This is a genomic window from Phenylobacterium sp., from assembly GCF_016793285.1.
In the GTDB taxonomy this organism is placed as follows: domain Bacteria; phylum Pseudomonadota; class Alphaproteobacteria; order Caulobacterales; family Caulobacteraceae; genus Phenylobacterium.
In genome coordinates this window covers 1-10,842 of sequence record NZ_JAEUMO010000127.1, presented here as the reverse complement: position 1 = coordinate 10,842, position 10,842 = coordinate 1, and the positions used below count along the sequence as shown (strand labels likewise).

The window sequence follows — 10,842 nt, the reverse complement described above, 5'->3', positions numbered from 1 at the left end:
TCGACCATCGCCCAGGTCACCAGCTTCTTCGCGATCGGATCCTGGAGCCGCGAGATCGCCGAGCGCGCGCCGCCGACGTCGCCGCGGCGCGCTGCGGCGAATCCCTGCGTGAACGTCTGCTGGTCCGGGCCGGACAGCGGGCTCGCCACCGTCTGCCGCGCCACGACCGGCGCCGCCGGCGCGGGAACCGACGGCGAGCCCTGCGCGATCAGGTCGCCGATGGGGTCGCCGCTCTGGGCGCGCGCGACGGTCGTGGCCACCACGACCGCGCAACCGGCCAGCAATGCGTTACGGACGCGTGGGTTCAACCTCTACTCCCCCCGACTTGGGGATGGCCCGACTCCGGGATCGCTCGAATCGACATTGCGGGCCAAGCCCGCGGCAACATATTGTCCGGCCAAATCTGAACGTCGCCTTTCAGGCGGCATCTTCACGGCTTTTTGCACTCGGCCCTTGCACCCCATGCCCGAACCTCTCTTCCGTGGCGTCCTTCCGGCGCTGGTGACCCCGTTCCGCGACGGCGCGGTGGACGAGGATGCCTTCGTCGCCCTGGTCGAGCGCCAGATCGCCGGCGGCGTCCACGGCCTCATCCCCGTCGGCACGACGGGCGAGGCTTCCACGCTGAGCCACGAGGAGCACCGCCGGGTGATGGAACTCTGCGTGGCGACGGCGAGGGGCCGCGTCCCGGTGATTCCGGGGGCCGGTTCCAATTCTACGGACGAGGCGATCGAATTGGTGCGTCACGCCAAGGCGATCGGCTGCGACGCCGCCCTGGTGGTCACGCCCTACTACAACCGGCCCAGCCAGGAGGGTCTGTACGCCCACTACAAGGCGATCAACGACGCCGTGCAGTTGCCGGTGCTGGTCTACAATGTGCCGGGACGCACCAGCGTGGACATCGCCAACGCCACCCTGGCCCGCCTGGCGAAGCTGCCCAACATCGTCGGCATCAAGGACGCCACCGGCGACCTGCCCCGCGCCAGCTTCCAGCGCCTGGAGTGCGGCGACGACTGGGTGATGCTGTCCGGCAACGACGACTCGGCGCTGGGCTACATGGCGCACGGCGGCCACGGCTGCATCTCGGTCACCTGCAACGTGGCTCCGGAACAGGTCGCGGCCTTCTATGACGACGCGATGGCCGGACGCTGGCAGGAGGCCCTCTACGGGCAGGACCGCCTGATCCGCCTGCACAAGTCGCTGTTCGCGGACGCCAGCCCCTCGCCGACGAAGTTCGCGCTCTCCCACCTCGGCCTGTGCAGCGAGGAAGGCCGCCTGCCGCTCGTCCCGTGTTCGGAGGCCGCGCGCGCCGAAGTTCTGGCCGGAATGCGCGAGGCAGGCGTTATCTAGGCCATGGCCGGCAAGCTGATCGCCGAGAACCGCCGCGCGCGGTTCGACTACTTCCTCGAGGAAACGCTCGAAGCCGGCATCGCGCTGACCGGCTCCGAGGTGAAGAGCCTGCGCAACGGCAAGGCCAATATCGCCGAGAGCTATGCGGCGGTGGAGAACAACGAGATCGTCCTCGTCAACGCCGACATCCCGACCTACGCCCAAGCCGGCCCGCACTTCAATCACGAGCCCCGCCGCCACCGGAAGCTGCTGCTCAAGCGCCGCCAGATCGAGAAGCTGATCGGGGCCGTCCAGCGGGAAGGGCGCACGCTCATCCCGACGAAGCTCTACTGGTCGGACAAGGGCCTGGCGAAGCTCGAACTGGCGCTGGCGAAGGGCAAGAACACCCGCGACAAGCGCGACACCATCGCCGAGCGCGACTGGCAACGCGACAAGGCCCGCCTCATGCGCGAGAAGGGCTGAGTTGGCGCTCGATATCGCCACCCTCGAACGCTCGGTCGTGGGCGCCGTCGCCCCGCCGCAGATCCTCGAAATCGACGGCTGGCTTGTGCCGCTAGACGACGGCCCGATCGGCCGCGCCAAGAGCGCCGTGCCCCTCAGCCACGACATCGGCCCCGATGCTGTCGGCAAGGTCGTCGAAGCCTTCCGCGACCACGGCCTTTCGCCCGGCTTCCGTCTCGCCGAGATCCCGGCGCTCGACCCCATCCGCGCCGCGGTCGCCCGCCACGGCCTGACCGGCCAGCAGCCGACGGTGATGAAGGTCGGCGCCGTCGAACGGCTCGCCGCGGTCAGCGACGCGCCCGCGCGCCTGCTGGACCGTCCCGACGCGGCGTGGGAGGGCGTGTTCCTCGGCGACGGGTTCGATCCCGAGGAGGGCGCGCGGCGCATCCGGAACCTCGGCCGCTCGCCCGGCGGGCTCTATGGCGCGGCGGGGGAGGGCGGCGCGACCGAGGCGGTCGGCGTACTGACCGTCTGCCACGGCTGGGGCGGCATCCACGGCATGCGCACCGCGCCCGCGCATCGCGGAAAGGGCCACGCCGCCGCGATCCTGGGCGCCTTCGGCCGCGCGCTGGCCGCCCGTGGCGTCACGGACGTCGTCCTGCAGGTCGAAGAACCCAACCCCGCCCGCCGCATCTACCGCCGCGCCGGCTTCGAGGCCCTCTGGATCTACCGCTACTGGCGCTAGCTTCGCCTGATGGGCGAACAACCTTGTTTGGTGAATATCGTTCTGCGACTGTCGCTCATCCGGCGCGGCCGGAGTGGGGGGGACAAGACATGCACGCCATTCGTTTGCTGGGCGCCGTCGGCGGCGCGCTCGCCATCCTCGCGACTGCGGCCCCGGCCGCGGCCGTCACGATCACCTTCGATGTCGCGCAGGCGGGCTACACGCCGTCGGCGCAGGGTGTATTGCAGGACATCTCCGACGAGTTCGCCTCGCTCGGCATCGTGTTCCGCAACGCCGACAACTATTCGACGGCGGGCGCCACGCTCGGCGACTGCACCGGCGGCGTCGGCTCGGACCCGGTACACCTCTACGGCTTCGGCAATGATTTCGGGACCTGTGGCGACACGACGCCCAACATCGACTTCCTGTTTGTCGACCCGAACAACACTTCGGTCGCCAGCTTCACGACGGCGTTCTCATTGCTGATCACGGACGGCGTCGGCACGACCTTGACGGCCTACGACGCGTTGGGCGCCGTGCTGGGCGTGGTGACGACGGTCGGCGGCTTCAACGAGCGCATCGGCATCTCGGGTGTCGGCCAGATTGCGCGGATCAACGTGAACACGCCGTTCGACAACACCGCCTACGACGACCTGATCTTCGATGAGGTCGGGACAGCGGGCGTGCCGGAACCGGCCACCTGGGCGCTGATGATCGGTGGCTTCGGCCTCGCTGGCCTGGGCCTGCGCCGTCGCCGGATGCTGACCGCCTGACGCGAGCGCTCCAGTCGCCTGAACGAGAGCCCCGGCCTGGCGCCGGGGCTTTTCTTTTGGCCGCCTGTTCCGCGCGTGGAAGCTCAAGTACGGTTTCGGGCATGACGAACCGCTTCGGCCCCGACGTCAGCATCGACCCTGCCGCCTGGGTGCACCCCACGGCGCAGATCTACGGCATGGTCGAGATCGCCGCCGACGCTTCGGTCTGGCCCAATGTCGTGATGCGGGCGGAGGGCGCGTTCATCCGCATCGGCGCGCGGACGAACATCCAGGACTTCGTGATGGTTCACTACGGCGCCGGCACGCCCACCGTGGTCGGCGAGGACTGTTCCATCACCCACCACGTCACCCTGCACGGCTGCCGCATCGGCGATCGCGTGCTGGTCGGCATCGGCGCGACGGTGATGGATGGCTGCGAGATCGGGGACAACTGCATCATCGCCGGCGGTGCGTTCCTGAAGGAAGGCACGATCGTCCCGCCGAACTCCGTGGTCATGGGCTCGCCCGGCAAGGTCACCCGCGAGCGCGACAACGCCGCCGCGAACGCCTTCAACGCCTGGATGTACGCCCAGAACGCCAAGGCCTACGCCCGCGGCGAGCACCGCCTCTGGTCGCAGCCGGCGTTCGGCGAGGCCGCCAGGGTCGAACGAGCGCGGCTCGCGGCGCTGTACTCCTGATCCCGCTCAGCTCCGCGTTCGCGTCGCATGCGCGGGAATGAGCGGAGTAGGGATGTCTGCCCATTCCGCCCGGCCATGGGCTCATGTCCCCTCTGGCGTTGCGCCGACGCGCTGAGCCCGCGAAGCTGCACGGCGAGAACGGTAGGTTTGGGGAGCCCTGTCCGATGCGTTTGTCCCGCCAGAGCGTGCGTACCTGGGTTCCGGCCGTGCTGGTCGGGGCTGTCGTGGCGGGGACGGCCGTCGCCGCCGCGGTATCGACCGCCGAAAAGCCCGCCGCCAAGCCCGCCCCGAAGCCTGCCGCGGCCGCTGCGCCCGCCGCCGCCCAGCGCACCTCCGGCTACAACCCCGACCGCAACGCCTACTTCGGCGACCTGCACGTCCACACGGCGCTCTCGAACGACGCCTACATCTTCAACGTCCGGATGATGCCGGACGACGCCTATCGCTTCGCCCGAGGCGAAGCGATAGGCCACGCCTCGGGATACCAGATCCGCCTCGCCGGCGGCCCGCTCGACTTCGTCGCCGTCACCGACCATGCCGAATACATCTCGGCCGTGCGCGAGGGCGCCGATCCCTCGACGCCGCTGTCGAAGACCGATCTGATGAAGCAGCTCCTGCAGAGCGATCCGGCCGGCATCGGGCGCGCCTTCGCCACCATGGTCGAGGCGCGGGCCAACGGGACGCTGCCCAAGGAGTTCACCGATCCGGGCATCGTCTCGCGCGGCTGGACCGAGATCCAGCGCTCGGCCGCCCGAAACAACCAGCCCGGCAAGTTCACCACCTTCGTCGGCTATGAGTACACCTCGGCCCCGGACGGCCGGAACCTGCACCGCAACGTCATCTTCAAGTCCGAAAAGGTGCCGGCGCTGCCGTTCTCCAACACCGACAGCCGCGACCCCGAGGACCTGTGGCGCGCGATGGACGGCTGGCGGGCGAAAGGCGTCGAGGCGCTGGCCATCCCGCACAACGCAAACGGCTCGGACGGCCTGATGTTCGACGCCGTGCGCCTCAACGGCCAGCCGATGACGAAGGGCTATGCCGAGCTGCGAATGCGCAACGAGCCGCTGGTCGAGATCACCCAGATCAAGGGCACGTCCGAGACGCATCCGTCGCTCTCCCTGAACGACGAGTTCTCGAACTTCGAGATCATGGAGACCTATATCGGCCGCCCCATCAAGGTGACGAAGTTCCAGGGCAGCTACGTGCGCCGGGCGCTCGAGGACGGCCTGGGCCATCGCGAGAAACTGGGCGCCAATCCCTACAAGATGGGCTTCGCCGGCGGCTCCGACACCCACAACGCAGCCCCCGGCAGCGTCGAGGAGCCCAACTACTTCTCCAAGACCGGCAAGAACGACGGCACGCCCGAGCTGCGCACGTCCGTCCCGCCCAACGGCGCGAAGACGTGGGACGGCGTGAAGGCGCCCGATCCGAAGGAGCCGGCGCGGCCGCCGTCGCAGGCGTGGGGCGCCTCGGGCCTCACCGGCGTCTGGGCCGAGGAAAATACGCGCGAGGCGCTCTACGCCGCCATGCGCCGCAAGGAGACCTTCGCCACCTCGGGCCCGCGCATCCGCGTGCGCTTCTTCGCCGGCTACGGCATTCCCGCCGACCTCGCGGGCAGGGCCGACGCCGTGCGCCAGGCCTACGCCCGGGGCGTGCCCATGGGGGGCGACCTGCGCGCGACCGCCGGCGGCGCCCCGCGCTTCTACCTGATGGCCGTGCGCGACCCGAACTCCGGCTACCTGCAGCGCGCCCAGATCGTGAAGGGCTGGAGCGAGAACGGCGTGCCGAAGGAACAGGTGTTCGACGTGGCCTGCTCCGACGGCCTGAAGGTGGGCGCCAACGGCCGCTGCCCGGCAAACGGCGCGACGGTCGACCTGAAGACCTGCCAGTCCGACCGATTCAAGGGCGACGTGGCCTTCAACGCCACCTGGTCCGACCCGACCTGGAACCCGAAGCAGCGCGCCTTCTACTACCTGCGGGTCATCGAGAACCCGTCCTGCCGCTGGTCCACCTGGGACGCGCTGCGCAACGGCACTCCGCCGAACCCCTGGATGGCCCCCACCATCATGGAACGCGCCTGGAGCTCGCCCATCTGGATCGAGCCGGTCGCGTAGGTTCCGCGCCCAGATCGCCGGATGACGGCGGTGTGGGATGGCGCCCTGGCGGGCGTCACTTCGCCAGGTCGCGCAGGATCGAGTCGTAGTGGGCCAGGTCGCCGTCGATGGCGCTGATCGGCGCGCGTTCGTTCAGGCCGTGGCTGAATTCGTCCGAGTCCTTCATGAACAGGCCTGAGACGCCGTAGCTGGGAACGCCCGCGGCGCGGAAATACATGCTGTCGGTCGCCCCCGAGGCCTGGCTGGGCACCACGGCCAGGCCCGGGAACCGCGCGCGGACCGCCTTGGTCACCGCCGCCACCACATCGGGCCGCAGCGGCGAGGCGGGGCTGTCGATCGAGCCGTCGTCCATCCGCGTCACGACCACGCTTCTGTCGCCCACCACCTCGGCGAGCGTCGCCTTCACGCTGGCCGACGACGTGCCGGGGAAGATGCGGCAGTTCACCGTCGCCTCCGCGCGCTGGGGCAGGGCGTTCGGCGCGTGGCCGCCGCTCAGCATGGTCGCCACGCAGGTGGTGTGCAGCGCCGGGCTCCATACCGGGTCGGCGCGGATCGCCGCGACGGCGGCCTTGTCGGCCGGATCGGCGGCGAACTTCGCCAGCGCCTGGCCCACCGCGCCGGGGGTGTTCCTCGCCGCGGCCGCCAGCGAGGCGCGGGTGATCTCGTTGCTCATCGTCGGCCACTCGTAGGCCTCGAGCCGGTCCAGCGCCTTGGCCAGCCGGTAGATCGCATTGGTCGGCGTAGGCCGGCTGGAATGGCCGCCGGGGTCGGTCACCGTCAGGTGGAAATCGGCGTAGGTCTTCTCGGCGCCCTGGATCCCGAAGGAGATCGGCGTCCCGTCCTCGTTCAGCCCGCCACCGCCGCCGTCGATGTTCAGCACCAGTTCGGCGCCTTTCAGCCGCTCGGCCAGCACCGCGGTGGTCTTCATCGTGGTCTCTTCATCGCCCGACAGCGCCAGCACCACCTCGCGCCCCGGCTTCCAGCCGCTCTTGCGCAGGCCGGCCAGGGTCGCGACCATCATCGAGACGTCGAACTTGTTGTCGACCGCACCGCGGCCGAACACGTAGCCGTTCTCCTCGACCGGCGTGAACGGATCGCGCTCCCAGTCCCGCGGGTTGGCCTCGACCACGTCCATGTGGCCCGAGATCACGATGGGCTTCTTCTTGGGGTCCGTCCCCGGATAGCGCGCGATCAGGAAGGCGGTGTCGCCCAGCGGCTCGATGAGGATCTCGGCGTCCTTGTAGCCGCCGGCCACCAGCACGCCCTTCAGGTATTCGGCATAGGCCGTGGTCTGCCGCCGGCCCTGCACCGTCGGAAAGGCGATGCTGCGCTTCAGGATCTCGAGCGCCTTGGCGTGCAGCGCCGGATCGACCTTCGGCGGCTTCGGCGCGGGGGCGGCGATGGCGGGAGAGGCGAGGGCGGCCGCGAGCGCGGCGGCGAGGATGAGCTTCACGCGGGATTCCGGAACTGAGCCTTGGAAGCCCGCGACGCTACAGGTGGCCGCGGCCATCCGCCATACGTCATCCCGCGAACAAGTCGCGGGATGACGATCGAGGGGATGTCGCTATCGCCCCTGGAACTTCGGGTCCCGCTTCTCCATGAATGCCCGCATGCCTTCCAGGGAGTCCTCGGTCCTGAGCAGCGGCAGGAGTTGCAGGAAGACGTGGTGGACGTGCTCGTCGAAGCCCTCCGACAGGCCCATCCGCATCAGCCGCTTCGAGGCCTGCACCGCCAGCGGCGCGTTGGCGGCGATCTCCAGCGCCAGCTTGCGCGCCTCGGCCGCCACCTGGTCGGCCGGGACCGCGCGCGAGGCCAGACCCAGGTCCACGCACTCGGCGGCGCTGAGCGTGCGGCCGGTGAAGATGATCTCCGCCGCCTTCGACCAGCCCAGCAGCCGCGGCAGGATCCAGGTCCCGCCGCTCTCGGGCACGATCCCGCGCTTGGTGAAGGCCGCCGCCATCTTGGCGCCCTCGGCCATGATCCGGATGTCGCAGCCCAGCGCGGTGTCCATGCCGTAGCCGGCGGCCGAGCCGTTCAGCGCGCAGATGGTCGGCGTGCCGAGGTTGAAGAGCACGGTCGGCGGCGTGGCCCGCAGGTCGATGTCGGTCGAGGTCGAGGCGCCCTCCAGCCCGGTCGAGCCCTTGGTCGCCCCGCCCAGGTTCAGGCCGGCGCAGAACGCGCGGCCGGTCCCGGTCAGGATGATGCAGCGCACGTCGCGGTCGCGGTCGGCCTTCAGCAACAGCTCGGAGAGCTGGTTCAGCATCGGCCCCGAGATGGTGTTCATCCGCTCGGGCCGGTTGAAGGTGATCGTCGCGATGTGCTCGCTCACGTCGTAGAGCACCTCGTCGCCCTGGGTCTCGACGATGTTCGCCGGCGCGCTGTCAGCCATGTGATCCTCCGATTTTGGCGGCAGCCTACCCCAACTGGATGCTTCCGCAGAGGCAACGCGCGCCGCAGGCGCAGTCATGAGAACCGCGGAATACGCGGAAGTGCGCGCGGAAGGGGCCTCAGCCTACCGTCCGATGCAGCTCTTTCCGTGTGATTCCGCGTATTCCGCGGTTCAACCAAAATGAGAGCGCTGACGCGCCTCAGCCGTCGATCAGCTCCCGCGCCCGGCGGAACACCGCCTCGAACATCTCGGCGGTCAGCCGTCCGGTGTTCGTGTTCAGCCGCGAGCAGTGGTAGCTGTTCAGCACCGTGTAGGGCCCGGCCGGGAACTCCGTCCCGTGCCCCGCGATCCCCGCCGACGCCTTCAGGCCCAGCGCCCGCAGCACGTTCCGGCGCGACACGTCGCCCAGCGTCACGATCACCTTCAGCCTGGGCAGGGCGGAAAGCCGCGCGGCGAGGAACGGCCGGCACGCCGCCTCCTCGGACGTCTCCGGCTTGTTCCCCGGCGGCGCGCACCGCACGGCGTTGGTGATCATGCAGTCGACCAGCGTGAGCCCGTCGTCCGGCTGCGCCTCGTAGGTCCCGCGCGCAAAACCGGTCTTCAGCAGGGTCTCGTAGAGCATCCAGCCCGCGCCATCGCCGGTGAACGGCCGCCCCGTCCGATTGGCCCCCATCCGCCCCGGCGCCAGCCCCACGACACAAAGCTGCGCGGCCTCGTCGCCGAACGACGCCACCGCCCCGTTGAACCCGCCGGGCACGCTGATCCTGTTCGCCTCGCGGTACGCCACCAGCCGTGGGCAGAGCGGGCAGTCGGCCGGAGCCTCCGGCGCGACGTCAGTGGTCGGCATCGGCGTCGCGTTCGACGTGGTGATGGTCGCGGTTCTCGGAGATGAACCTCGGCAGGCGCGCGGGCCGCCCGATCATGTCGGCCAGGTCCGCCAGGTCCACGAAATTGTCCGCCTGGCGGCGCAGGTCGTCGCTCACCATCGGCGGCTGGCTCTTCACGGTGGAGACGACGGTCACACGGCTCCCGCGCCGCTGCACCGCCTCGACCAGCTTGCGGAAGTCCCCGTCGCCCGAGAACAGCACCATGTGGTCGGCGTGCTCGGCCATCTCCAGCATGTCGACGGCGATCTCGACGTCCATGTCGCCGCGGAACCGGCGGCGACCGCTGGCGTCGGTGTACTCCCGCGCCGGCTTCGTCACGAGGCGGAAGCCGTTGTAGTCCAGCCAGTCCACCAGCGGCCGGATCGGCGAGTACTCCTCGTTCTCCACCAGGGCGGTGTAGTAGTAGGCCCGCACCAGCACCGAGCGCTTCTTGAACTCCTCGAGCAGCTTCCGGTAGTCGATGTCGAAGCCGAGGTGCTTGGCGGCCGAATAGAGGTTCGCCCCGTCGATGAACAACGCCAGCCGGTCCGTGGGGTAGAAGGTCATCGCCACTCAAATCCCAATGGCCGAATTGGACCTCGAGAACGCCGTCGTCATCGCGCTGGGGAGCAATCTTCCGGGCCCTTACGGCTCGTCGGAGGCGCTCCTGGAGGCGGCGCTGGCGAGGTTCCCGGAGGTCGGCCTGAAAATCCTTGCGCGGTCGTCCTGGTGGCGCTCGGCCGCCTGGCCCGATCCCGATGGTCCTGAGTATCGCAACGGCGTCGCGCTTGTCGAGGCGAACGCCGGGCCGGCCGGCGTGCTGGCGTCGCTCCTGAAGCTGGAAGCCGAGATGGGCCGGGACCGCGGCGCGAAGAACGCGCCCCGCACCCTCGACCTCGACCTTATCGCCCACGGCCGCGACGTCCGCAGCGACCCCGACCTCGTCCTCCCGCACCTCCGCGCCCACGACCGCCTGTTCGTGATGGGCCCCCTGGCCGAGATCGCGCCGGGGTGGACCCACCCCGCCCTGGGCGCGACCGCGGCCGACCTCGCCGCCTCCGCCGCGGTCGGCCGCGATGCGGCGCCGGCGTGATCCTCCCTCGGGCCGCGAGCTGCGTTGGCGCATCAGCGCCGCCTGTTCGACGCCAAGGCCACCAAGGCCACGACGTGGCTGGCGTCGCCCTTGGCGCTCCTGGTGGCCTTGGTGGTTCCAAGTTGGTCCGCCGAGCTGGTGCGACTTATGCGGCGTTGCACAAAAGCGCCCCGACCTCTATCTTGCGCGGTTCTACCTCCCCGCCGCTCCGAGAGATTGAATGGCCCGCGTCACCGTCGAAGACTGCATTGAGAAGGTCCCCAACCGCTTCAGCCTCGTGCTGCTGTCGGCCCATCGCGCCCGCGCCATCTCGGCCGGCTCGCAACTGATGGTCGATCGCGACAACGACAAGAACCCGGTCGTGGCCCTGCGCGAGATCGCCGACGACGTGGTCGACGCCGAGGAGCTCAAGGAAACC

General features: G+C 69.8%; 12 protein-coding genes and 1 pseudogene. 8 read left to right on the top strand and 5 right to left on the bottom strand.

Annotated elements, in window-relative coordinates; translation table 11 throughout:
* Positions 1-308, bottom strand: a pseudogene (locus tag JNL41_RS12490) (lytic transglycosylase domain-containing protein); the annotation flags it as partial.
* Positions 309-462: 154 nt separating this feature from the next.
* Here JNL41_RS12490 and dapA point away from each other — a divergent pair.
* The 6 genes from dapA (at position 463) to JNL41_RS12460 (ending at position 6,076) form a co-directional block, all read left to right on the top strand.
* Positions 463-1,347 (top strand): 4-hydroxy-tetrahydrodipicolinate synthase, encoded by an 885-nt coding sequence (dapA, locus tag JNL41_RS12485; RefSeq protein ID WP_293475385.1) that lies wholly within the window; start codon positions 463-465, stop codon positions 1,345-1,347.
* 3 nt (positions 1,348-1,350) lie between these two features.
* On the top strand, positions 1,351-1,809 hold the full coding sequence (smpB, locus tag JNL41_RS12480) for an SsrA-binding protein SmpB (RefSeq protein ID WP_293475383.1): 459 nt from the start codon (positions 1,351-1,353) through the stop codon (positions 1,807-1,809).
* 1 nt (position 1,810) lies between these two features.
* Complete coding sequence (locus tag JNL41_RS12475) at positions 1,811-2,533, top strand: GNAT family N-acetyltransferase (protein WP_293475381.1); 723 nt, start codon at positions 1,811-1,813, stop codon at positions 2,531-2,533.
* Positions 2,534-2,622: 89 nt separating this feature from the next.
* Entirely contained in the window at positions 2,623-3,285 is a 663-nt protein-coding gene (locus tag JNL41_RS12470) for a PEPxxWA-CTERM sorting domain-containing protein (RefSeq protein ID WP_293475379.1), read from the top strand.
* Between the two features lie 101 nt (positions 3,286-3,386).
* Positions 3,387-3,962, top strand: coding sequence for a gamma carbonic anhydrase family protein (locus tag JNL41_RS12465; RefSeq protein WP_293475377.1), 576 nt, complete (start codon positions 3,387-3,389; stop codon positions 3,960-3,962).
* A 164-nt stretch (positions 3,963-4,126) separates the two neighbouring features.
* A complete protein-coding gene (locus JNL41_RS12460; protein WP_293475375.1) occupies positions 4,127-6,076 on the top strand; it encodes a DUF3604 domain-containing protein in 1,950 nt (649 codons plus the stop codon).
* 55 nt (positions 6,077-6,131) lie between these two features.
* On the opposite strand, the gene JNL41_RS12455 is transcribed toward JNL41_RS12460, so the two are convergent.
* From JNL41_RS12455 to JNL41_RS12440, 4 genes are all read right to left on the bottom strand, one after another.
* Positions 6,132-7,529, bottom strand: a complete 1,398-nt coding sequence (locus JNL41_RS12455) for a M20/M25/M40 family metallo-hydrolase (RefSeq protein ID WP_293475373.1) — start codon at positions 7,527-7,529, stop codon at positions 6,132-6,134.
* 111 nt (positions 7,530-7,640) lie between these two features.
* On the bottom strand, positions 7,641-8,465 hold the full coding sequence (locus JNL41_RS12450; protein ID WP_293475371.1) for an enoyl-CoA hydratase-related protein: 825 nt from the start codon (positions 8,463-8,465) through the stop codon (positions 7,641-7,643).
* Between the two features lie 199 nt (positions 8,466-8,664).
* Positions 8,665-9,312, bottom strand: coding sequence for a uracil-DNA glycosylase (locus JNL41_RS12445; RefSeq protein WP_293475369.1), 648 nt, complete (start codon positions 9,310-9,312; stop codon positions 8,665-8,667).
* A complete protein-coding gene (locus JNL41_RS12440) occupies positions 9,299-9,898 on the bottom strand; it encodes an NYN domain-containing protein (RefSeq protein WP_293475367.1) in 600 nt (199 codons plus the stop codon). Before JNL41_RS12440 ends, JNL41_RS12445 begins: the two co-directional genes overlap by 14 nt.
* A 16-nt stretch (positions 9,899-9,914) precedes the next feature.
* On the opposite strand from JNL41_RS12440, the gene folK reads away from it, so the two are divergent.
* Positions 9,915-10,424 carry a 2-amino-4-hydroxy-6-hydroxymethyldihydropteridine diphosphokinase gene (gene folK / locus JNL41_RS12435; protein ID WP_293475365.1) on the top strand — a complete coding sequence of 170 codons (510 nt, stop codon included), beginning with the start codon at positions 9,915-9,917 and terminating at the stop codon, positions 10,422-10,424.
* 220 nt (positions 10,425-10,644) lie between these two features.
* On the top strand, positions 10,645-10,842 hold a 198-nt coding region (gene rpoZ, locus JNL41_RS12430; protein ID WP_293475363.1), incomplete at its 3' end, for a DNA-directed RNA polymerase subunit omega.